A 22,813-nucleotide genomic window follows, 5' to 3' on the forward strand; every position below is an offset into this window, starting at 1 on the left:
TTACGCCTCCCCTGCTTTCAGGTTTTTCAGGAAGGGACCATAACCCTGGTTACCCAACCAGAAGTTCACCAGGTTGCTAACGCCCTTACTGGTCAGAGTTGCACCAGACAGACCATCTACTTCGTGAATCGCGTCTGGGCTGTTGGGGTTAACCTGACCCTTGATCACTGCGATATCCACGTCGCCCTGGTTGTTGAAGACTTTCTTACCAATCCACTGGGCCTTCCAGTTGGGGTTGTCAACTTCACCACCCAGTCCCGGAGTTTCCTTGTGCTCGTAGAAGCCGAGGCCCGCTACGGTGTCGAGGTTACTCTCCAGAGCGAGGAAGCCGTACAGGGTGCCCCACAGGCCATAACCGCGAATCGGTAGAATGATCTTGTCCAGCTTGCCGTCTTTCTCTACCAGGTATACCTCTTTGGTATTTTCCCGGCGGATAATTTTGGCAGTGTCCTCGTCAGCCGGCAGTTTTTCACTGTCAGACGGGATCTTGGCAGCAGCGCGACCGCTGCCACCAGCCGGAGCCTGATCGGTAAACTTACCGGTATTCAGGTCGACGTATTTGATTTTTACGTCGGCGAAGGCCTTTTCGACTTCCGCTTTATCAGCGTGAGAGTCTTTCAACAGGCCGCCAGCCATCAGTACGTTGCGCTTCATATCCAGCTCGGCATTCGCCTGCTGGGCAGGCTTCAGCATTACCGCAGCGGTGGATACCACTACGGAGCACACCAGGCACATTACCAGCGCGACAATCAGAGTACCGGTTACGGAATCTTTATTAGCCACGTGCCAACCTCCGTTTGATATTGGACTGCACCACAAAGTGGTCAAACAGCGGAGCGAACAGGTTGGCGAACAGAATCGCCAGCATCATGCCTTCCGGGAAGGCCGGGTTCACTACACGAATCAGGACAACCATCACCCCGATCAGGATGCCGTACCACCAGCGACCGGTGTTGGTCATCGCAGCGGATACAGGGTCCGTAGTCATAAAGATCAGACCGAAGGCAAAACCGCCCACTACCAGGTGCCAGTACCAGGGTACCTGGAACATCGGGTTGGTCTCGGAACCAATCATGTTAAACATGAAAGAGGTGGCCATCATGCCCAGCAGAGTGCCGGCTACGATGCGCCAGCTGGCGATCTTCATGCCCATCAGGATCACGCCGGCAATCAGGATAGCCAGGGTAGAAGTTTCACCAATGGAACCATGGATCTGACCGAAGAAAGCGTCGAACCAGGTTACCTGGCCAACAGCAGCATTGACGATACCGTTCTGGATACCTTCGCTGGCCATAACAGACAGCGCAGTAGCACCGGTATAACCGTCAACCGCAGTCCAAACCGCATCTCCAGACATTGCTGCCGGATAGGCAAAGAATACGAAGGCACGGCCGGTAAGAGCCGGGTTGAGGAAGTTCTTGCCGGTACCACCGAATACTTCCTTACCGATAACCACACCGAAGCTGATGCCCATAGCCACCATCCACAGAGGCAGATCCGGCGGACAGGTCAAGGCGAACAGGATGGAGGTTACAAAGAAGCCTTCGTTGACTTCGTGACCGCGCACCGCAGCAAACAGGACTTCCCAGATACCGCCCACAATAAAAGTGACCGCATAAATAGGCAGGAAGTACATAGCGCCGTAGACAAAGTTGTCCCACAGGCTAGCTGGGTTGTAGGAAGTCAGAGCGCCGATAATGGCGTGACGCCAGCCGGACAGATCCGGGTTGGTCATACCTTCCAGAATGGTGTTGGACTGGAAACCGATATTCCACATACCGTAGAACGCCGGGATCATGGCACAAGCCCAAACGGTGATCATAATACGCTTCAGGTCGATACCGTCGCGCACGTGAGCAGTGGTTTTGGTCTTGTCTGCCGGCTGGAACAGACCGGTGTCAATCGCTTCAAACAGGGCGTAGAACTTTTCGAACTTACCGCCTTTGTGAAACTTGGGTTCGATCGAATCGAGGAATTTACGCAACATACTTACCCCTCCTTCTCAATACGGGTCAGGTTGTCCCGCAAAATGGGGCCGTACTCGTACTTGCCCGGACACACAAAGGTGCACAACGCCAGATCTTCTTCGTCCAGCTCCAGTGCGCCCAGCTTCTGCGCCATTGCAGTATCGCCAACGATCAGGGAGCGCAGCAACTGAGTGGGCAGTACATCCAGCGGCATGACTTTCTCATAACTACCGACCGGTACCATGGCACGCTCAGAACCGTTGGTGCTGGTGGTGAAGTTGAACAGCTTGTTCTTCACCAGGCGCGACAGATAAATCGGGAATACAGAGAAACGCTTATTACCAGCACGCAGATAGTGCAGGAACGGACGCTCATCGCCCTCTTCCAGTACAGAAATCTGGTTGTGGTAGCGACCCAGGTAAGCCATCGGGCCAGCAGCGGTGCGGCCACCGAATACAGAGCCGGAGATGATGCGATCGTTATCGCCTTTCAGCTCATCAGAAGTCAGGGTTTCCAGACTGGCACCGAGGCGGGTGCGCAGCAGACGCGGCTGCTTGACCTGAGGGCCTGCCAGGGAAACGACACGATCGGTAAACAGCTTACCGGTGGTAAACAGTTTGCCTACAGCGATCACATCCTGGTAATTAATGGTAAATACACTGCGGTTGCCAGAAACTGGCTTCAGGTAGTGGATGTGGGTACCGGACAGACCTGCCGGATGGGGGCCGGCAAAGGTTTCGCGGCGAATATTCGCTGCGTTCGGTACTGGAATATCCGTATTTGGAGCAGTACAGACGTAAGTGGTTTCTGCCAGCTTGGAAAGAACCTCAACGCCCTGAGAGAAGGCTTTGGGATTCTCAGCAATCACTACTTCTGGATTGGCTGCCAGAGGGTTGGTGTCCATCGCATTGATAAACACAGCTACCGGCTCAGCGTCCAGGGCGGGAACGCGGCTGAACGGGCGGGTGCGCAGTGCGGTCCACATGCCGGACTCAACCAGGTTTTCAACGACCTGTTCGCGAGTCAGACCAGACAGTTTATCTGCGCTGTAGCTTTGGAACTGTTCCGCTGCATCGCCGTCTATGCCAATCACGACGGATTGCAGAACACGACGAGCGCCACGGTTAATCGCAACAACACGACCGGCAGCAGGCGCTGTGTAGCGCACGCCTTCAGTTTTTTTGTCGCTAAACAACAGCTGACCAAGATTGACGCGATCCCCTACAGCCACTGCCATTGTCGGCTTCATCCCGTGATAATCGGGGCCGAGAACAGCAACGGTCTTGATCGCAGGTCCTTTTTGAATGACCTGCTCGGGCGCGCCGGATATGGGTAAGTCCAATCCCCGACGGATCTTTCTCATACGCCTATGCCTAAGTTTCTAGTTTAAAAAAATTGCAATAGGACCCACCGTCCCATGCCTGGGATGACGGGTCCTATTGTGGAATTCCGTGCTGCGAGGGCTTATGCCGTATCACCCGTGAACCGGGAGGAAGGAAGCTGACTAATTGGTTGTGCGCGCTAACTTCTCGGCGCACGGCCGCCCCGCAAAATCGCGCGCATTATAAAGACGGGCCAGAGTCATTACCAGCCTGGAAAGTCGTTAAGTGGCACTAAGATCGGAAATTTCTGTTGAAAAAACAGGGATTTGGGGAGGCATGGCGCGGCGACTGGGACAGTCGCCGGAACCCCGCAGTCGGCTCTGGGTACCGACTGCGGCAAGGAGGCTTGACGCCTTAGTCTTCTTTGGGGAACTGCTTATAACGAACGCCAGCCATATCTTCCAGGCAGCGAACTACCTGACAGCTATAACCAAACTCGTTGTCATACCAGCAGTAGAGCACAGCGTTCTTGCCATCCACGATAGTCGCAGTGGAATCGAATACGCAGGCAACGCGGGAGCCAACAAAATCGCTGGACACCACTTCCGGGGAGTTGGTGAAATCGATCTGCTGACGCAGCGGCGAGTGCAGTGCCACATCGCGCATATATTCGTTCAGCTCTTCCTTGGTGGTCTCTTTACCCAGGTTCAGGTTAAGGATCGCCATGGAAACATTAGGAGTCGGAACGCGAATTGCGTTGCCGGTGAGCTTACCTTTCAGCTCGGGCAGCGCTTTGGCAACCGCCTTGGCAGCACCGGTTTCAGTCAGAACCATATTCAGCGCTGCTGCGCGACCGCGACGCTCACCTTTGTGGTAGTTGTCGATCAGGTTCTGGTCGTTGGTGTAGGCGTGTACGGTTTCTACGTGGCCGTGCTCAACGCCGTAGCCATCCATCATCGCTTTCAGGACAGGCACGATGGCGTTAGTGGTACAGGAAGCGGCGGACAGTACCTTGTCTTCCGGCTTGATGTCGCTGCTGTTGATACCGTAAACGATATTCTTGATATCGCCCTTGCCCGGTGCAGTCAGCAGCACCTTGGAAGCGCCTGGGCTCTGCAGGTGCTGGCTCAGACCTTCTTCATCACGCCATACACCGGTGCTGTCAACGATAATCGCATCGTCAATACCGTGCTGGGTGTAATCCACTTCCTGAGGGGAGTTGGCGTAGATGATCTTGATTTCGTTACCGTTACAGATCAGGGAGTTGGTCTCCTCGTCCACACGGATAGTGCCCTGGAAGGCGCCATGTACGGAGTCGCGACGCAGCAGAGAAGCGCGCTTCACCAAATCGTTGGGGGCCTTGCCCTTGCGCAATACGATAGCGCGCAGACGCAGAACATCACCACTACCAGCCTTGTCGATCAGCAGGCGGGCAACCAGACGGCCGATACGACCAAAACCGTAGATCACAACATCTTTGGATTCGGGCAGAGGCTTGCCGGCACCCGCTGCGTCGGACAGCTCTTCACGTACAAACTCGTCCACAGACAAGCCGCGATCGTCGCGCATGTACTTGTTGGTCATGGTTCCCAGGTCGATATGTACGGGACCCAGCTCCATCTTGCAGATGGCTTCCAATACCGGGAAGGTTTCAAACTCGGAGAGTTCATTTTCCTCAACCTGACGCACGAAACGGTGCGCTTTCATAATGCTCAGCACTGAGCGATTAACCAGGTTGCGGCCGTACATATAAATACCGACGTTGCTCTCACGGTTGAGCTTTCCAATCATCGGAATCATGGATTCAGCCAGTGCTTCACGCTGTTTCCAGTCCTTGAAAAAGTCCGCGGGCTTCGGTCGCTTCTGAGTCACTATCGGACACCTCTGCAATGTATTTAGTAGGCAAGAAATACGGCCTTGAAACCACTCAGGACCGCATGGCTGCGCATTATAGTGTTCGCTTTACACTGCGCAACTGAGCAAAAAAGAGCCAAAAAAATGTAGTAAAACTACCTTTTTGTAGTCCACCCGAGCGACATTGCGCAATCCATAAAAAAGCGTAGTTGTTCCCGACTGGAAACACAGGCAGGGTTAACATTCCCTGCAAGCAAAACTGTTCGCGGCTACAATAGCCGACCTCGAAGACATCTCGAATGAATGCGCGGATATATAAGGAAAGATGACAGAAATACAGCCCCTGACCCCACCGAAGTTTCGCTCCTCCAGTGACCGACAATTTTGGGGACAACTGCATGGCGCAGCTGCCGCGCTCGCCATCCTCAACGCGGCACGCAATAACAAAGCGCCCACCCTGTTAATCACAAAGGACAGTCTCGAAGCGCACCGTTTAGAGGTGCAATTGAAATTTTTTAACAAAGCGCGGCGAGATAAGGGGGAAAACGGGGAGCTGGAAATTTTCCATTTTCCCGACTGGGAAATTCTCCCCTACGACACTTTCTCTCCCCACCAGGACATCATCTCGGATCGCCTTGCCACCCTCTACCAGCTGCCGAAAATGGGGGCCGGGATCGTCATAATCCCAGTCAGCACCCTGATGCACCGGCTACCGCCCTGCAACTATATTGCCGGCAATGCGCTGATACTGGAGGAGGGGCAGCAGTTTGATATCGATATCCAGCGGAGACTGCTGGAGCAGGCCGGCTACCACTGCGTAGACACCGTCTACGAACACGGCGAATTCGCTGTGCGTGGCTCACTGATGGATATTTTCCCAATGGGCAGCCCCCTGCCCTACCGCATCGATCTGTTCGACGATGAAATTGAATCCCTGCGCACCTTTGACCCGGAAACCCAACGCACCATCGACAAGGTGAAAACCATTCACCTTTTACCTGCACGGGAATTCCCTTTGCACAAGGCTGCCCTATCAGGATTCCTGCAAAATTGGCACGGTGAATTCGATAGCGATCCCAGCCAAGTGCCAATTTACCAGGATATCAGTGCAGGAATTGCCCCGGCGGGCATTGAGTACTACCTGCCCCTGTTCTTCGATGGCAACTGCTCAAGCCTGTTCGACTATCTGCCCGAGGGCAGCCAGGCATTTTTACAGGGAGATATCCAACAGCCGCTGGACAATTTCTGGCGCGAAGTCAGCAACCGCTATGAAAGTCGTCGCGGCGACCTGACCCGTCCCATATTGCCACCGCGCCAGATTTTACTGGAGATTGATGAGCTTAACGGTGCCCTGAAGTCCATGCCCCGGGCAATCTTCTCTGCGGAGAGTCTTCCGGAAGCCCAGGGCAACTGTAATTTTGACACTTCCGTACCCCCCTCACTGCCAGTAGATGGCAAGTCCGAACAACCCCTGGCTGCACTGGAAAGCTACCTGATGGAATACTCCGGTCGGGTGCTATTTTGTGCTGAAAGTAGCGGGCGTCGCGAAGCGCTGCTGGAGCTATTAAAGGGCATACGGCTCAGCCCTCCCAGCTTCCAAAGTTGGCAGGACTTCCTCGCCGCAAAGGACACTATCGGCATTACCGTAGCCCCCATCGATCAAGGGCTGCTGCTTGAGGACCCGCAAATCAACTTGATCGCGGAACCGCAGTTATTTGGTGAGCGGGTACTGCAGCAACGCCGCCGTAAAAAAGCCAAAGATGAAGCGGACAACGCGGTTAAAAACCTGGCTGAACTGCGCATGGGCACTCCCGTCGTTCACATCGATCACGGCGTTGGTCGTTATCGCGGCCTACAGCACCTGGAGATCGACGGGCAACCGGCAGAGTTCCTGACCCTTGAATATGCCGACGATGCCAAACTCTACGTGCCGGTAGCCAGCCTGCACTTGATCAGCCGCTACTCCGGTGCCGATGAAGCCCTGGCCCCGCTGCACAGAATGGGCAGTGAACAGTGGCAAAAAGCCAAACGCAAAGCCGCCGAGAAAGTCCGCGATGCAGCTGCGGAGCTGCTGGATATCTACGCCCGCCGCGAAGCCCGTATTGGCCATGCCTTCGATAACCCTCAATTGGCCTACCGGGAGTTTTCCGCAGGTTTCCCCTTCGAGGAAACTCCAGATCAACAACAAGCCATCGAGGCAGTTCTGGGGGATATGCTCTCAGATAAGCCGATGGACCGACTGGTTTGCGGCGACGTGGGATTCGGTAAGACAGAAGTGGCCATGCGGGCTGCATTTGTCTCGGCCCACGCAGGTATGCAAGTGGCCATGCTGGTTCCCACCACCCTGTTGGCCCAGCAACACTATCAATCCTTCCAGGATCGCTTTGCCGATTGGCCGATCAATATCGAGGTGATCTCCCGCTTCCGCTCTGGCAAGGAAGTGGACAGCGTGAAAGAGAAGGTTGCCAGTGGCAAGGTGGATATCCTGGTTGGCACCCACAAGCTGTTGCAAAGCGATCTGGACTTTAAAAATCTCGGCCTGCTGATTATCGACGAAGAACACCGCTTTGGCGTCCGGCAGAAGGAGCGCCTCAAGAGCCTGCGCTCCGAGGTGGATATCCTCAACCTTACCGCCACCCCTATTCCCCGCACCCTAAATATGGCCATGGCCGGTATTCGCGATCTATCGGTGATCGCCACCCCACCAGCGCGGCGTCTCTCTGTGAAAACCTTCGTGCGCGAGCGCGATGATGCCTTGGTAAAAGAGGCTATCCTGCGGGAGATCTTACGCGGCGGTCAGGTGTATTTCCTGCACAACGAAGTCAAAAGCATTGAGCGAATCGCGCGGGAGCTACAGGAGATGATTCCCGAGGCCCGTATCGGCATAGGCCATGGCCAGATGCGCGAACGGGAGCTGGAACAGGTGATGAGCGACTTCTATCACAAGCGCTTTAATGTCCTGGTCTGTACCACCATCATCGAAACCGGTATCGACGTCCCCACAGCCAACACGATACTGATCGAGCGCGCAGACAAGTTCGGCCTGGCCCAGCTTCACCAGTTGCGCGGTCGCGTGGGGCGCTCGCACCACCAGGCCTACGCCTATCTACTGACTCCCAACAAGCGCTCCATGACCAATGACGCCGTGAAGCGCCTGGAAGCGATTAGCGAGGCCCAGGATTTAGGTGCAGGCTTTACCCTGGCTACCCACGACCTGGAAATTCGCGGTGCAGGCGAACTGCTAGGTGAGGAACAAAGCGGGCAGATTCAGAGTGTCGGCTTCAACTTGTATATGGAGATGCTCGACAAGGCAGTGAAGGCCATTCGCGAGGGCCGCACACCGAATATTGACGAACCCCTCGAATCCCCTGCGGTGGACGTCAATCTGCGGGTTGCTGCGCTGATTCCCGAGGACTACCTGCCCGATGTCCACGGCCGTCTGATCATGTACAAACGCATTGCCAATGCCACCGACGGGCAGCAACTGAAAGAACTTCAGGTAGAGATGATCGACCGTTTCGGGCTACTGCCGGAATCGGTAAAACACTTGTTCCGCACCACGGAGATCAAGTTAAAGGCCGAGAATATGGGCATCCGCAAACTTGAGGCCTCTGCGGCAAGAGGGCGTATCGAATTTGCGGAGAATACCCGTGTAGATCCGCTCACTTTGGTTAAGATGGTGCAAACCCAGCCGGGACGCTACCAGCTGGCCGGCGCCAACCAACTGAATTTCAGTCTCGATGAGGAGGGTACTGATCGCAAGCTCCAGGAAATTAACGAAGTTCTGGAAAAGCTTGCACAGTGATACCATCCGGCAGGCAGCAGCGGGAGCTGGCGGCAAAACTAACTAGTCTCCTACTCCCGCTTAAACGGCCTGTCGGCAATGACACCCTCGGCACCCAAATAGAATTGTTTAAGTGGTAAACCCATGAAAAGGATAATTAGCCTCTGCTCAACCCTGGCGCTCACGCTGGCAGCAACCAGTGCCCAGGCCGTCAACTACGCTGGCAATACTTTCGAAATAGAAATGATCGTATTCGAGCGCCCCCAGGGGATGGAAAGAACCGCAGAGACCTGGCCGACGGCACCCCGTCTTCAGTATCCATCAAAGTGGATCGACTTTGACACCCTGCGCACCCCAACTCAGCCAACAGAGGATGAGGTGCTATCGCTTGAAGACATCATCTCGAGCCCAGAAACGAGCGGCCCAGCCGATATTGAATCATCGGAGCTTGAGGGCGACGCATCTACTAGTTCGCAGAACTCTGAGCAAGCACAAAGAAACTTGCTGCTAAGACCTGTACCCAGGCTGCTGGACAACAAAGCCGCCGCAATTTCCAGGGCTGGTGACAGGGTCCTGTTTCACAAGGCCTGGCGCCAGGTTTTAAATACCAAGAGAAACTCTCCGGCCATTCTGATTGATGGCGGCAGCCAGCTCAGCGGCCACAGCCAGCTTGAGGGATCTATCACCCTGAGTGTCGCTCGCTATTTACATATCAGTACTAATTTGTGGCTCAGCGATTTTTATACGCAACCCGGGGAACACAGTATTCTTCTTCCTCAACGCCCACAAAATAAAATCGAAAAGCCGCTACAAATCCTAACCGGCAATTACAGTGATATTGAAAATTCATATTCACAAAATAACGGGTTTGATATCGAAAATAGTCAGGGCGCAATTAACACAACTGAGCCACTCACACTGGGCGAGCCGGAATTTATAAAAGAAGAGCCATTATATGTAGCCCATGTTGCGAGACTGCAACACGAGAGACGTTTGCGTAGCGGACAACTTCATTATATCGACCACCCTGCATTTGGAATTCTTATTGAAGTGCGCACTGTAGCCAAACCCAAAGAAGATTCGCAAAATATGGATATGCTTAATTCCGACCAAGAAAAAGATAACCGCACGGAAAGTTAATTTATTTAAATAATCGACTTTCGCCAAAAGCCCCAGCAAATCTTGCCGGGGCTGTTATTTTAAATATACCTTTAAAACTCTTCACCTCAAACGAATTAATTTCACCATCACTGCAAGCACACCCCACCCAACCGATATTTAATCAATTTATCTTTAATCAAAATACAGCCAGCAAACAAGCAAATACCGCCACCCCACAACAACAAAAAAATTACTATCAGTAGGCCAATATTCCGGGAGTATTAAAGTAATAATTAGCACAGGGTATTGCGCACAATAAACTCACTCATATACACACAATTACATTGGGGGCTTTAGGCGGGGCGGGATATGACCAAACCTACAAAGAGGGACACAAATGCAACTTAAAGAAGAAAAGCCTATATCCACTGCAAAGTAGCAAACAAAAAAGCGGATCACAAAGATCCGCTTTTCAGAGGCGCTGACAGGGCCGGCGTCAATTGAGCCGCAGGACCCTACACGACAACAGTTCTTTCAACGAGTGATCTATAAATCACTCACAGGGAACAACATCTTCCGCCAGCAGTCCTTTGTCACCTTGTTGCATTTCGAACTCTACCGCCTGCCCCTCATTAAGGGTTTTGTAGCCCTCGCCGCGAATGCTGCGATAGTGAACGAAAATATCTTCAGTTCCTTCTCCACAGGTGATGAAGCCATAACCCCGTGCGTTATTAAACCACTTCACTGTACCTGTAACGCGATCACTCATTGAGAAAACCTCATTATTGTTATTGCGCCTACCTCTTTTACCTCACTGCTCAATTCGGCAAGAGGGGCAAACGCCACCCCATTGTTAACAAACTGCTCCATGCAGAATGCTATCTTGCTTAATCCGATGAGCATATACTCAAAGGACGTACCCTGATTCTTAGATAAAACAGCGCCAGTGTCTAGTTTTCTATGTGAAATAAATACTACGTTTTTCCCAATATGCGTAATTAACCGTCAAAATCTTCAATAGTGCTCAATTAGAAACTAATCATTTGTACCTTATTGCACTCCCATTCCTCAACTGTCTAACGCGGCCTCTCGCGTTAATGAAGGTATATCGGCAATATGTAATGTTGAGGTTGGGAATGCACAGGATGCCCCATATCCCTCAATTATTTTAAGAATCGTTAATAGAACATCCTGTTTTACTTCATGATAACGAACCCAATCGGTAGTGCGGGTAAACGTATATATAAAGAAATCCAAAGAGGAGGAAGCAAAACTATTAAAATTAACAATAAGCGTACGATTAGAATCAATTTCCGGATGTTCCTGTAACATATTTTTAACATCCGCTACGATTGCCGCCATATGATGGGCATCTTCATAACGAATACCAATCGTTTCAAAAATCCTACGATTTAACATACGGGAAGGATTTTCTACCGCAATCTGGGTGAAGATGCCATTGGGAACATAGACGGGTCGCATATCAAAAGTGCGGATTCTAGTCAGGCGCCAACCGATATCTTCCACGGTCCCCTCAATCTCCTTATCGGGGGAGCGAATCCAGTCGCCCACCGCAAAGGGCCGATCCAGATAGATCATCAGGCCACCGAAAAAGTTTGCCAGCAGGTCCTTGGCCGCAAAACCGACAGCCAGTCCGCCAATACCACCAAATGCCAAAACACCGCTGACGCTGTAACCCAGGAACTGCATGACCACAATTCCCGCCGTGATCACGATTGAGGCCCTGACCAGTTTGCCGATCGCACGTACCGTAGTGGCATCCATCGGCTTGCCCATATAGCGCGGATCGCACAGATTGTGTTCCACGCTGTGTGAGAATCGCCAGGCAAACCAGGCCATCACCAGGATCAAGCCTATTTCCCGCGTCGGTGCAGCCAGGGAGAATATCTCGGCACCAGTGGCGTCCCCCGCTCGCTGGGCAGCGACAGTCAAGCCCAACAGCCATACCAGTACCTGCCCGGGAGGGGAGAGCGCCCCAACCAAAGCATCATCCCAGGGATTAACCGTCTTTTCCGCTTTAATGGCCATGCGCTGCACAAAGCGGCCAAATAACCAGGCCAGTACCCCAGACGCAAGTACTATGAGGAAAACAGAAACTATCCAGACCCGGTTCTCACCAAGCCAGGACAACAGCACGCTCTCAACGGACTCCACTCGAACCCCTCCGCTTTAACCAACAATCAGTAATATCCGTATAGCGCCTTCTCAATAGACGACGGATTTCAACAACTTATCTCAGCGCATTATGGAAGCTAACCATTCCCTGGTTCTGTGCCAACGCGCACTCTTCTCAAGCTCCTCCCAGGATCCGATCACCGGCCTGCCACCCATGGCCGACAACCGATGAGTGGACTCCGGTCTGGGCACAAAGGTATCCAGTGCCGCCAGCGCCTCAAAAGCGCCGACACGATTGTTGCATACGATACCCATATCACAACCGGCTTCCAGGGCTGCGCGAATCCTATCGCCATAGCCTCCAGCCGCACCCGCCCCTTCCATAGACAGATCATCACTGAAAATCACTCCATTGAATCCCAGCTGTCGCCGCAATACATCCTGCAGCCAATAGCGGGAGAATCCCACCGGCTGGCTATCAATGTTGATGAAGCGGATATGGGCCGGCATCACCGCGGTAAGTTCCTGGGTTCCAATACAATCGATAAACGGAAGTGCATCGGTTGCCAAGACCTGATCCAACGAGCGCTTATCCTCTGGCAACTCCACATGACTGTCTTCCAGCACGTGGCCATGCCCCGGAAAATGCTTGCCTGTCGTGGCCATGCCCGCTTCGCGCATCCCTTGAATAAAAGGGCGAGCCAGTGCGGTTAACTGGGCGGGGTCGGGACAAAAACTCCGATCGCCGATCACCCTGCTGTGACTGTCATCCGCATCCAAAACCGGCGCAAAGCTAAAATCCACGCCTACAGCCAGCAACTCTGCGGCCAGCAGCCACCCCACATCCTGCAATTGCTCGTTACTGGCGACAGCACTAAGGGCCTGCATTGAAGGTATTCGCGTAAAGTCATCGCGAAACCGCTGAACCCTGCCACCCTCCTGATCTACCGCTAGCAGGATCTCTGGTCGCACCGCACGGATGGAGTTAACCAATTGGATAAGCTGCTGGCGATCCCGATAGTTTCTCGCAAAAAAGATCAGCCCGCCCACCATCGGATGCCGAAGCAACTCACAGTCTTCCTCGGTGAGTTCAAGCCCCTCGATATCCACCATGACCGGTCCGGGTGGTAAAGACATATTAAGTTCCTTATCGATTTAAGAGTGCGCCCACTAATTATCTACCTTCAACATGGCCGAAGCAGCGGGTACCAATCGCTCAAGAGTCTGGGTCAGGGTACTGTCAGAACCGAAATCCTCCCGCAGGATAGCCTCAATCGCATCGTGGCTCGACAGTGTGAAAATGGTCGCTCCCAGCATAAAGTAGAGGCGCCAATAGAAAGTTTCTGGGTCCAAGCCCGGTAGCGCTTCAGCCAGCAGTCCGGCAAAACGGCGGTAAGTATCCCCGTATCGAGATACGATAAATCGACGCAAATGCCCCTGGAACTGGGTATAAGCCAATCCTAAAAGACGCATAAATCGCTGTGGATCCTTTCCCTCCAGCCCAAGGCTTCCCAACCCAACTCGATACAGGCATTCGATCAGCTCCTCCACCCCCAGGGGCTGCCCCAGGGCAATACGGCGATCAAGCTCTTCTTCCAGAGCGTTAGTGAAAGGCGTTAAAAAGCGTTCAAATACCGCCTGTATCAATTCTTTCTTGGAGCCGAAATGGTAGTTAACTGCCGCCAGATTAACCCCGGCCGTGCTCGTAATTGTTCTCAATGAGGTTTCAGGAAAACCCCGTTCAGCAAACAGCACTTCCGCTGCATCGAGTATCCGGCTGACCGTATCTATCTGGCTCATAAGTATCAAACCACCATTTAAAACATACGTTTAATCGACGCCAGAGTAGCACATTCTCACTGATCTAGAGCCCGCCAGCTAAGCTCTCCACTCAGCAAGGTGCAAGAGTAAAAATAACAGGGAAAAGTATGTCAGGCGGCAAGATCAATACTGTTGGAGTTGATCTCCCGCCAACTTATGCAAGTACGCCACCCCACCAGCCGGTATAGCCTTTTAGTCCGGGGACAGCTTTAACAAAAATAACTTTGAAAATTTTTTCGGTATTTTAAGATCATCCGAATAATTATTCTTTCACCTGCATATATTTCATAATCAGGGCCGCAGCCTCCTCCACACTATCAACGATATGAAAAAGGTCGAGATCACTGGCATCGATACAATCGCGCTCTAACACTGTATCTAGCAACCAGTCGTACAGCCCACTCCAGTAACGCTTACCTACCAGCACAATTGGGAAACGCCGCACTTTCTGTGTCTGCACCAGGGTAAGAGCTTCAAACAACTCATCCAGCGTGCCGTAGCCACCGGGAAGCCCAACGAATCCAAGTGCGTGTTTTACAAACATAAATTTCCGTACAAAAAAGTATCGGAAGTTCAAACTGATGTCCTGATATGGATTTGCCGCCTGCTCAAAAGGCAGCTCTATGTTTAACCCAATTGATGCGCCGGGCTGCCCGAAAGCCCCTCGATTACAAGCCTCCATCAGCCCCGGCCCACCACCGGTAATCACGGGGATCCCTTCAGCCGCAAGCAACTCTCCCAACTTTACCCCCTGCTGATACTCAGGACTGTCCTCTGTAAATCTCGCCCCTCCAAACACTGTCACTGCACCACCTAGCGCTATCAGCCGCTCTATCCCATCTACCAATTCAGACTGAATACGAAGCACTCTCCAGGCTTCCGGCATTTTTGCATCCAGCATTATTTTTCCCTCTTTGTCAGTTCCTTCAACGCTTTCTTCTCTCTTTACTTTCTCCATCAATGTAGCAGCTCACAAAGACTAAAACCTGAGGATTGCACGAACAACAAATCTGTATATAATTCCAGCAACTGTATATAAATACAGAAAACTAGGTAAATCTATGACCAATCTCACCGCTCGTCAGTCCCAGGTTCTCGACCTGATCAAGTCTTATCTGGATGAAACTGGCTACCCGCCAACGCGGGCAGAAATTGCCCAGGAACTCGGCTTCCGCTCACCCAATGCCGCCGAGGAACACCTGAAAGCGCTCGCCAGAAAAGGCGCCATTGAGATGGTTGCCGGCGCCTCCCGAGGCATTCGAATTCCGGATCATCAATCCGGCTTGCCGATTGTGGGTAGAGTAGCTGCGGGGAACCCCATACTCGCCAGCGAACATATTGAAGATTACTGCGACTTGCCCGCGAGCTTCTTCCACCCCCCCGCAGATTATCTTCTGAGGGTACACGGTATGAGTATGCGAGATGCAGGTATTCTTGATGGAGATTTGCTGGCAGTGCAAAAGACCGAGCAGGTGCGCAATGGCCAAATCGTCGTTGCCCGTATCGATGACGAAGTCACTGTGAAACGCTTTCGCCGTAAGGGAAATCAGGCAACCGTTCAGCTGCTACCTGAAAATGATGACTTTGAGTTAATTCAAGTCGATATGAGAGATAAGAACTTTGTGATTGAGGGATTAGCCGTAGGGGTCATTCGCCAAGCGCCTTAAACCCCTAAAAACGACAACAGCGGCCATTGGCCGCTGTTGATAAGACTCGAACTAACGCTGATGTTAGTGGATAGTATGATTTACCGGCATTAAATCATCTTCTTCCTCGAAGTAACCAGCCTCAAGATCGTCTAGATTTTGTACGGCTTCAATGCCCGCTTCCAACATAGCCCTTGCCACAGCAACCTTGTTCTTGCGCAAAAACTGAAGACTTTCCGCAGAAAAAGAAATGCTCACCAAAGGGTCCTCTTTGTGGCCAGCACGACGCAAGGCTACATCGCCATTAGCCAGCTCAATTATTTCAAAAGTTTCGGAGGACATTCGCTTTTCCTTCACGGCACAACAGTTTGCGCCCAGTGTACCACAGGCTTGCGATAAGTTTCATTCATCCAATTTGAGGGCTTCTGGCTCCTGACTTTCGAGGCAGTCTATTACCAGTACGCTATATCAAAGAATTACCTAAACCACTCAAGAGATCACAAGAGAAGAGTGAATTGCTTTGCACGTTGCACCGGTTGCGGGTTATGTCGAGTGGGCCACAACTACTCTATTGTGACTCACTCAAAGGACAACGGACTTTCCCGCAGAGGTGCGCCTAATATCAACAACCTTCAAAATTCGCAGGAATATTACGAATCTATTCAGAAGTTCAGCGAAGTCGAGTAAGCGTATTAGTTAACACTCATCCAAGTGAGCGCGCTGCCTCACCACCAACTCACTCAGCGAACGATGCCACTGAAGTAATAACTCTTTGGACAAAGGTGCAAACTCGGGCTTGGCAACTTCGTTGTGTAGCGGGATTAAATTAACCTGTTGCTGTTTTTCATCAGCACCCACAGATATTTTCTGCTGCTCTTCCCAGGCGTAAAGCATATGGGATAACCAACTCTGCGGGTCGCCGACCAGGCCGGACAGCTCATTGGCCTCTGCACTAGCCCTACCCTGAACGCCCAGCGCATCAATGATCAACTGCGGAGACTCCGGTTCGAACCCCAACTGAAGCTGGGCTGCCTGCTCTGCCAGAAAGGCCCGATAGGCCTTGCACAACTGCATCAACGCTGCCTCTTCCAGCGCATCGCGCTGGAGAGGCAAGTCCCACGGCTGTTGCAGCAACAGCTGGCTCTTGCGTAGAGCCGAAGTGACATGAATCGTGTAAGAGTTACTCATTACCTACTTCTTTGCCGCTGTCTTTTTAGCTGCCGGTTTCTTGCGCTTGGCGGCAGTGCTCTTGGTGGAGGCCTCTACTTTCCAACCACCATCACGATAAAAAGCACGCCAACCGGTCGCCTTGCCCTCTTCCTCAGATTGAACATATTGCTCCTGGGTTTTGCGGCTAAATCGAACTACGGTATCCCGCCCACTGTCATCTTGCGTCGGTGCAGAGAATAGGAAGCTGTATTTTGGATCGATCTCACTCTGGTGAGGCAGCAGCTCTTTAACCAGGGGCGCACGGGTCTCACGGTTTTTCGGGAACTGACTGGCAGCCAGGAATAGACCCGAGGCACCATCGCGCAGGATATAGTGATCCTCCACTTTGATACAGGCCAATTCCGGCATGGGAACCGGATCCATTTTCGGTGGCGCCGGCTGCCCATTTTTCAGCAGCTTGCGGGTGTTTTTACAGTCTTCATTGGTACAACCGAAGTACTTGCCAAAGCGACCAGACTTCAACTGCATATCACTGCCACACTTATCGCACTCAATAATGGGGCCGTCATAGCCTTTAATTTTAAAAGTGCCCTGCTCAATCTCGTAGCCATTGCAATCCGGGTTGTTGCCACAGATATGCAATTTACGCTGCTCATCTAACAGGTAGCTATCCATAGCCGTGCCGCACTTGCCGCAGCGGCGCTTCTCCCGCAGCAACCTGGATTCAGCTTCCTCGTCCTTATCCGCATCGACCGCCTCATCACCAGAAACCAGGTTCATGGTATTGGTACAACGCTCTTTTGGCGGCAGTGCGTATCCAGAGCACCCCAGGAATACACCGGTGGAGCCAGTGCGGATCTGCATATGGCGGCCACATTTGGTGCACTCGATATCGGTGTCTGTCGGCGTATTGCGACGCATACCTGCATCGGCAGACTGGGCTTTTTCCAGGCGCCCGGAAAAGTCCTGATAAAACTCATCGAGCAGTTGCTTCCAACCCTTATCGCCGTCGGCAACCGCATCCAGGGATTCCTCCAGGTTTGCGGTAAATCCGTAGTCCATCAGGTTCTTGAAACTTTCGCTGAGACGATCGGTAACAATATCCCCCATTTTCTCAGCGTAAAAACGACGGTTTTCCAAGCGGACATAACCGCGATCCTGGATCGTGGAAATAATGGAAGCATAGGTGGAGGGGCGGCCGATACCGCGCTTCTCCAGTTCCTTAACCAGGGCCGCTTCACTAAACCGCGCAGGCGGCTTGGTAAAGTGCTGCTTGGGATCCAGCTGTTGCAGGGATAGCTTTTCGCCTACCTTCACATCTGGAAGCACCAGATCTTCATCTTTTTTGCCGCTCGGTGGCGCAACTTTCAGGAAACCATCGAAACGAATTACTCGACCTCGCGCACGCAACTCAAAGTCACCTGCGCTGACCACGATTGAAGAGGAGGTAAATTGGGCAGGCGTCATCTGGCAGGCCACAAACTGCTGCCAAATCAGGTTGTATAACCTCTCCGCATCCCGCTCAACACCGGACAACATATTTGGGGCGATACGAACATCGGATGGGCGAATCGCTTCGTGCGCCTCTTGAGCGCCCTCTTTACTGCTGTAGCTATTGGGGCTTTCTGGAAGATACTTATCGCCGTAATTCTCGGCAATATAATCCCGTGCAGATTCCACAGCCTCTTTACTGAGATTGGTGGAATCTGTACGCATGTAGGTGATATGACCGGCTTCATACAAGCGCTGGGCCAGGGTCATGGTCTTCTTCACACTGAAGCCAAGGCGGTTGCTGGCCGCCTGCTGCAAGGTGGACGTAATAAATGGTGCACTGGGCTTGGAGCTGGTTGGCTTATCGTCACGAGCGGAAACAACAAACTCACTGGACTGAAGCTGCTTGGCAGCACTCATTGCCAGCTCTTCGTTGGTAGGACGGAAAGCCTCACCAGTCTGCTTTTTCACCTCGAGGCGCAGCTTGGAAGCCTTTGCCGTCGCCGTATCGGCAAACAGGGTCCAGTACTCTTCCGGGATAAACGCGCGAATCTCCCGCTCCCGCTCAACTACGAGGCGGACCGCAACAGATTGCACACGCCCCGCAGACAAGCCTCTGGCCACTTTTTCCCACAGTAGAGGGGACACCATATAGCCAACGATTCGATCGAGGAAACGGCGCGCTTGCTGGGCGTTTACCCGATTAATATTCAGACGGCCGGGATCTTTAAAGGCCTCCTGAATCGCAGACTTGGTAATTTCATTAAACACTACCCGGCGGTAGCGATCGTTATCGCCACCAATTGCTTCACGCAAATGCCAGGCAATTGCCTCTCCCTCGCGATCCAAGTCCGTTGCGAGATAGATATGATCGGCGCCTTCGGCGAGTTTTTGTAACTCACTCACCACTTTCTCTTTACCCGGCAGTATCTCGTAGTGGGCTTGCCACTCGTGATCCGGGTCGATCCCCATACGCTTAATCAGCTGATCGCGGTTTTTCTTCCGCTTATAAGCCTCTTTCGCCTCGGGGGAAAGCTTGCGTGTTTCCGCTGCACGACGGGCGCGCTCCTTTGCGTCAACCGGCTGTTTATTGCCCCCACCTGTGGGCAAATCGCGAATATGGCCGACACTGGACTTCACAACAAAGTCCTTGCCGAGATATTTATTGATGGTTTTCGCTTTGGCCGGTGATTCGACGATGACCAGTGATTTACCCATAAGCCTTTGATTTCAAATGAAAATTTACTGCTATTGCAAGTCTTTCAAGCCCTCTTATCGGGCTTGTGCTGCGCGAATATATAAGCCTCACTTCAAGCGCGGTCAAGCAAAGCTGACAATTTTCCACTCACAGTCACCAAAATTGGCACTGGGCAGTCCGCCTAAATGCGACTCAGTAGACGCTCTTTTACACCGCTATTACGGCAATCAAGACAGCCCCTCAGTCGCCGCGCGCGAACTCACTTTTCGAATAGCTTCTTCTATTAAGGGGGTGTACTCATCGAGCGACGCCATTAGTTTCTGGAAGGCTTGTTTGCCTCCTGACTCCGGCCACTGAATACCGAGACCCACTGGTGTTGCAGTAATCGCACAGGCGTCCCGAGGGATTTTTTCCAGTAGCTCGCGCAAATATTTCCATGCCCCTTGCGGAGCTGGCTGGCCATCAGCCCAATCCCAAACACCGGAAAAATTCAGCTCGTGCTCAATCCGTTGTTTATCCAAAACCCACCCCACACTCAGGCCTTTACGGTTCTGCCAGCGGTGATAATAGACAGCTGCAGTCCCATCACCCAACGCCGCAGGCAGCGCTTGGATTTGTACGGTAATGCCAGCCTGGGCCGCCCGGCTACGCAAATCTGCAAGACGGCTGTCACGGGCATTGGGCTTTAGCCACATCACCGGCCCCAGCACCAAAGCGATGGCAAATCCGACGATAATCACCGGCAACCAATCAGACATAACCACTCCTCATCAGTGGAAAAAAGTGACTATTGTGCGGTGTTCCGCGTGATCTATGTCAATCGGTTTTTTTTGCGGTAGACTCAAAATAGGTGTCACAAGGGTGTTTTTCACAGTCAATAAAAGGGATAGGAGCAGGTAAATTATGGCGAAATACCGACACATCCTCGTGGGCTTGGACCTGTCAAAAGAGTCTTCCCAGGTACTTGATAGGGCCGCTGATATGGCTGAAGCATTTGGTGCAGAGTTAAGCTTACTTCACGCCATTGAGCCCCTGACTTTTGCCTATGGCGGCGACATCCCAATGGACCTCTCCGAGGTACAGGACCAACTACAATCCCAGGCCAAGGAGCAATTGCAAAAAGCCGCCGATCGGCTGGATATCCCCGCAGATCGCCAGCACGTAATACTCGGCCAGCCATCTACTGAGATTCATCGCTTAGCCAAAGATATCGAAGCCGACTTAATCATTATTGGCAGCCACGGTCGTCACGGCTTAGCGCTATTACTCGGCTCCACCGCTAACGGCGTTCTCCATGGCGCCAAATGCGACGTTCTGGCGATTCGGGTACATATGGAAGACGAATAATCCTTCAAAATTGGGGAGGGGGAAGCAGCAAGAATTGCAGCTTCCCCTTCAACTTAGTCGTCTCCCCCCTCCAGCTCTGACCAGCGTTCAAATGCCTCTTCGAGCTGGGCCTGCCTTTCCGTCAGGGTGTTCAGCTTAGCCTGCACCAACGCCTGCTCCTGCTGATAAAAACTGGGGTCGGCAACCTCTTGCTCAATAGCCCCTATCTCTTCTTCCAAAGACTCAATCAAGGCGGGTAGGCTATCCAGCTCTCTTTGAAGCTTATAGCTCAGTTTCTTTTTCTTCGCTGGAGCCGCCGCCTGGGACTGGGGCTTTTCCTTTGGTTTACTAGCAGCTGGCTTAACTTCTTTCAGCTCAGCGACAAAGCTGCCACCTTGGCGCACAAAATCCCCATAACCACCCACGTATTCACGGATGCGGCCATCCCCCTCAAATGCGAGGCATGAGCCCACCACATTATCCAGGAAAGCACGGTCATGGCTCACCAGCAGAACCGTTCCGCCAAAGTCCAGGAGTAACTGTTCAAGCAGCTCCAGGGTTTCTACATCCAGGTCATTGGTGGGCTCGTCAAGCACCAAAATATTGGCGGGCTGGCTAAACAATTTTGCCAGCAAGGCGCGATTTCTCTCTCCACCACTCAAGGCGCTGACTTTAGTACGGGCTTTAACACCACTAAAAAGAAAATCGGCCAAATAAGACATTACGTGGCGGCTTTTACCACCAATAGTCACTGAGTCGCGCCCTTCGGCGACATTATCGAGCACAGTCAAATCGGGATTCAGCTGATCCCGGCGCTGATCGAAATAAGCCACTTGCTGCTTGGTACCCAGGCGCACACTCCCCCCCTGGGACTTTAGCTCTCCCAGCAGCAATTTGATCAGGGTACTTTTGCCGACACCATTGGGGCCTATTAAGCCAACGCGGTCTCCACGCATCAGCGTGAATGATAAATCCCTAATCAACGGTTGCTCATCGGGATAAGCAAAAGTGACGCCCTTCAACTCAGCAACCAATTTGCCGGACATCTCACCGCTATCCAGGGCCATCTTGGCTATACCCTGCTGGGACCGGCGCGCTTCCCTTTGGCGACGCAGTGCTTGAAGCGCTCTTACCCGTCCCTCATTACGGGTTCGGCGAGCCTTGATGCCCTGGCGAATCCAGGCCTCTTCCTGTGCTAACTTCTTGTCGAAAAGAGCTTCATTTTTTGCCTCTTCTTCAAGAAGCTTCTCTTTTTCTTCCTGGTAACGGTCGAACTTGCAGCGAAATGTCCGCAGGTGTCCACGATCCAAATCCCATACGCTGGTGGCCAAACGTTGTGCCAATGCCCGATCATGGCTCACAAACAAAAGAGCGCCACGATAGCTGGCGAGGAAATTCTCAAGCCATTCGACTGCAGCAATATCCAGGTGGTTGGTTGGCTCATCCAATATCAGCAGATCAGGCTCCACCACCAAAGCGCGAGCCAGAGCAGCACGGCGCTGCCAGCCACCGGAAAGGTCGGCAACCTTTTCGTCTGCATCGAGCCCCAAACGATCTAATACACTGTCCACTTTCGGCAGAAGCTCCCAACCGTGAGCCGCTTCGATTTTGGCTTGTAGCTCTGCTGTGGGGGAGTCCCTGTACGCCGACAAAACAACGCCTATTTCGCCCAATCCCATAGCAACATATCCGTAGACAGAATCGGGGCAATCGGCAGGTAACTCCTGCTCCAAAACCGCTTGAACCATACCGCTGGCACGAACAATCTCGCCACTATCCGCGTCAACTTGCCCCGCTATCAAGCGCAACAGGCTGGATTTCCCCTCCCCATTACGCCCCACAAGGCATATACGATCTCCACGCTCAACTTTTGCACTGACATTGTCTGCCAGTACCTGGGTCCCGTAACGAAGACTGACCCCATCCAATAGAAGCAACATAAATAGGCACTACAATTATCAAACCCGAACCTCAATCCCGCTGATGAAAGAAGCGAA

18 protein-coding genes are annotated in these 22,813 nt (G+C 52.5%); 4 read left to right on the forward strand and 14 right to left on the reverse strand.

Annotated features, from left to right (window positions below):
- The 4 genes from ACJJI5_RS15170 to ACJJI5_RS15185 form a co-directional block, all read right to left on the reverse strand.
- Positions 1-783, reverse strand: a complete 783-nt coding sequence (locus tag ACJJI5_RS15170; RefSeq protein ID WP_282932330.1) for a Na(+)-translocating NADH-quinone reductase subunit C — start codon at positions 781-783, stop codon at positions 1-3.
- On the reverse strand, positions 776-1,987 hold the full coding sequence (locus ACJJI5_RS15175; RefSeq protein WP_108733655.1) for an NADH:ubiquinone reductase (Na(+)-transporting) subunit B: 1,212 nt from the start codon (positions 1,985-1,987) through the stop codon (positions 776-778). Before ACJJI5_RS15175 ends, ACJJI5_RS15170 begins: the two co-directional genes overlap by 8 nt.
- A 2-nt stretch (positions 1,988-1,989) precedes the next feature.
- Complete coding sequence (locus tag ACJJI5_RS15180; RefSeq protein ID WP_445354522.1) at positions 1,990-3,330, reverse strand: Na(+)-translocating NADH-quinone reductase subunit A; 1,341 nt, start codon at positions 3,328-3,330, stop codon at positions 1,990-1,992.
- A 373-nt stretch (positions 3,331-3,703) separates the two neighbouring features.
- A complete protein-coding gene (locus ACJJI5_RS15185) occupies positions 3,704-5,164 on the reverse strand; it encodes a glyceraldehyde-3-phosphate dehydrogenase (RefSeq protein ID WP_444916215.1) in 1,461 nt (486 codons plus the stop codon).
- A gap of 304 nt (positions 5,165-5,468) precedes the next feature.
- Here ACJJI5_RS15185 and mfd point away from each other — a divergent pair, with 304 nt between their 5' ends.
- Both mfd and ACJJI5_RS15195 read left to right on the forward strand, forming a co-directional pair.
- Complete coding sequence (mfd, locus tag ACJJI5_RS15190) at positions 5,469-8,948, forward strand: transcription-repair coupling factor (RefSeq protein WP_444914116.1); 3,480 nt, start codon at positions 5,469-5,471, stop codon at positions 8,946-8,948.
- Positions 8,949-9,071: 123 nt separating this feature from the next.
- Positions 9,072-10,067 carry a CsiV family protein gene (locus ACJJI5_RS15195; RefSeq protein WP_445354523.1) on the forward strand — a complete coding sequence of 332 codons (996 nt, stop codon included), beginning with the start codon at positions 9,072-9,074 and terminating at the stop codon, positions 10,065-10,067.
- Between the two features lie 514 nt (positions 10,068-10,581).
- Here ACJJI5_RS15195 and ACJJI5_RS15200 read toward each other — a convergent pair.
- The 5 genes from ACJJI5_RS15200 to ACJJI5_RS15220 form a co-directional block, all read right to left on the reverse strand.
- Positions 10,582-10,797, reverse strand: coding sequence for a cold-shock protein (locus ACJJI5_RS15200; protein ID WP_020413094.1), 216 nt, complete (start codon positions 10,795-10,797; stop codon positions 10,582-10,584).
- Positions 10,798-11,096: 299 nt separating this feature from the next.
- Entirely contained in the window at positions 11,097-12,203 is a 1,107-nt protein-coding gene (locus ACJJI5_RS15205; protein WP_413662432.1) for a mechanosensitive ion channel family protein, read from the reverse strand.
- 81 nt (positions 12,204-12,284) lie between these two features.
- A complete protein-coding gene (gene nagZ, locus ACJJI5_RS15210; RefSeq protein ID WP_445354524.1) occupies positions 12,285-13,301 on the reverse strand; it encodes a beta-N-acetylhexosaminidase in 1,017 nt (338 codons plus the stop codon).
- Positions 13,302-13,334: 33 nt separating this feature from the next.
- Positions 13,335-13,964 carry a TetR/AcrR family transcriptional regulator gene (locus tag ACJJI5_RS15215; RefSeq protein WP_282932323.1) on the reverse strand — a complete coding sequence of 210 codons (630 nt, stop codon included), beginning with the start codon at positions 13,962-13,964 and terminating at the stop codon, positions 13,335-13,337.
- A 283-nt stretch (positions 13,965-14,247) separates the two neighbouring features.
- Entirely contained in the window at positions 14,248-14,943 is a 696-nt protein-coding gene (locus ACJJI5_RS15220; RefSeq protein WP_445354525.1) for an LOG family protein, read from the reverse strand.
- 103 nt (positions 14,944-15,046) lie between these two features.
- Between ACJJI5_RS15220 and lexA the strand changes: the two genes are divergently transcribed.
- Positions 15,047-15,652 (forward strand): transcriptional repressor LexA, encoded by a 606-nt coding sequence (lexA, locus tag ACJJI5_RS15225; protein WP_413662434.1) that lies wholly within the window; start codon positions 15,047-15,049, stop codon positions 15,650-15,652.
- A gap of 63 nt (positions 15,653-15,715) precedes the next feature.
- Here lexA and ACJJI5_RS15230 read toward each other — a convergent pair whose 3' ends face one another.
- The 4 genes from ACJJI5_RS15230 to ACJJI5_RS15245 all read right to left on the reverse strand — a co-directional run bounded on the left by ACJJI5_RS15230 (position 15,716) and on the right by ACJJI5_RS15245 (position 20,248).
- Positions 15,716-15,973 (reverse strand): hypothetical protein, encoded by a 258-nt coding sequence (locus ACJJI5_RS15230; protein WP_282932320.1) that lies wholly within the window; start codon positions 15,971-15,973, stop codon positions 15,716-15,718.
- Positions 15,974-16,327: 354 nt separating this feature from the next.
- Positions 16,328-16,819, reverse strand: coding sequence for a DUF6586 family protein (locus ACJJI5_RS15235; protein WP_444911030.1), 492 nt, complete (start codon positions 16,817-16,819; stop codon positions 16,328-16,330).
- 3 nt (positions 16,820-16,822) lie between these two features.
- Positions 16,823-19,510: a type I DNA topoisomerase gene (topA, locus tag ACJJI5_RS15240; RefSeq protein ID WP_445354526.1), complete on the reverse strand. Its 2,688-nt coding sequence runs from the start codon at positions 19,508-19,510 to the stop codon at positions 16,823-16,825.
- Between the two features lie 207 nt (positions 19,511-19,717).
- Positions 19,718-20,248, reverse strand: coding sequence for a hypothetical protein (locus tag ACJJI5_RS15245; protein ID WP_445354527.1), 531 nt, complete (start codon positions 20,246-20,248; stop codon positions 19,718-19,720).
- Positions 20,249-20,393: 145 nt separating this feature from the next.
- On the opposite strand from ACJJI5_RS15245, the gene ACJJI5_RS15250 reads away from it, so the two are divergent.
- Positions 20,394-20,837, forward strand: a complete 444-nt coding sequence (locus ACJJI5_RS15250) for a universal stress protein (RefSeq protein ID WP_282932316.1) — start codon at positions 20,394-20,396, stop codon at positions 20,835-20,837.
- Between the two features lie 53 nt (positions 20,838-20,890).
- Here the strand turns inward: ACJJI5_RS15250 and ACJJI5_RS15255 are convergent, their stop codons facing one another.
- Complete coding sequence (locus ACJJI5_RS15255) at positions 20,891-22,756, reverse strand: ATP-binding cassette domain-containing protein (RefSeq protein ID WP_445354528.1); 1,866 nt, start codon at positions 22,754-22,756, stop codon at positions 20,891-20,893.
- Positions 22,757-22,813: the final 57 nt, after the last annotated feature.

The sequence above is a fragment of the Microbulbifer maximicatervae (SeqCode) genome, from assembly GCF_052467955.1.

Excerpts from the sequence above, each read along its gene's own strand:
- ACJJI5_RS15230 (WP_282932320.1), bottom strand. The coding sequence starts at position 15,973 with ATGTCCTCCGAAACTTTTGAAATAATTGAGCTGGCTAATGGCGATGTA.
- ACJJI5_RS15200 (WP_020413094.1), bottom strand. The coding sequence starts at position 10,797 with ATGAGTGATCGCGTTACAGGTACAGTGAAGTGGTTTAATAACGCACGG.
- nagZ (WP_445354524.1), bottom strand. The coding sequence starts at position 13,301 with ATGTCTTTACCACCCGGACCGGTCATGGTGGATATCGAGGGGCTTGAA.
- ACJJI5_RS15250 (WP_282932316.1), top strand. The coding sequence starts at position 20,394 with ATGGCGAAATACCGACACATCCTCGTGGGCTTGGACCTGTCAAAAGAG.
- ACJJI5_RS15175 (WP_108733655.1), bottom strand. The coding sequence starts at position 1,987 with ATGTTGCGTAAATTCCTCGATTCGATCGAACCCAAGTTTCACAAAGGC.
- ACJJI5_RS15235 (WP_444911030.1), bottom strand. The coding sequence starts at position 16,819 with ATGAGTAACTCTTACACGATTCATGTCACTTCGGCTCTACGCAAGAGC.
- ACJJI5_RS15255 (WP_445354528.1), bottom strand. The coding sequence starts at position 22,756 with ATGTTGCTTCTATTGGATGGGGTCAGTCTTCGTTACGGGACCCAGGTA.
- ACJJI5_RS15220 (WP_445354525.1), bottom strand. The coding sequence starts at position 14,943 with ATGGAGAAAGTAAAGAGAGAAGAAAGCGTTGAAGGAACTGACAAAGAG.
- ACJJI5_RS15245 (WP_445354527.1), bottom strand. The coding sequence starts at position 20,248 with ATGTCTGATTGGTTGCCGGTGATTATCGTCGGATTTGCCATCGCTTTG.
- ACJJI5_RS15215 (WP_282932323.1), bottom strand. The coding sequence starts at position 13,964 with ATGAGCCAGATAGATACGGTCAGCCGGATACTCGATGCAGCGGAAGTG.
- ACJJI5_RS15180 (WP_445354522.1), bottom strand. The coding sequence starts at position 3,330 with ATGAGAAAGATCCGTCGGGGATTGGACTTACCCATATCCGGCGCGCCC.
- topA (WP_445354526.1), bottom strand. The coding sequence starts at position 19,510 with ATGGGTAAATCACTGGTCATCGTCGAATCACCGGCCAAAGCGAAAACC.
- ACJJI5_RS15195 (WP_445354523.1), top strand. The coding sequence starts at position 9,072 with ATGAAAAGGATAATTAGCCTCTGCTCAACCCTGGCGCTCACGCTGGCA.
- lexA (WP_413662434.1), top strand. The coding sequence starts at position 15,047 with ATGACCAATCTCACCGCTCGTCAGTCCCAGGTTCTCGACCTGATCAAG.
- mfd (WP_444914116.1), top strand. The coding sequence starts at position 5,469 with ATGACAGAAATACAGCCCCTGACCCCACCGAAGTTTCGCTCCTCCAGT.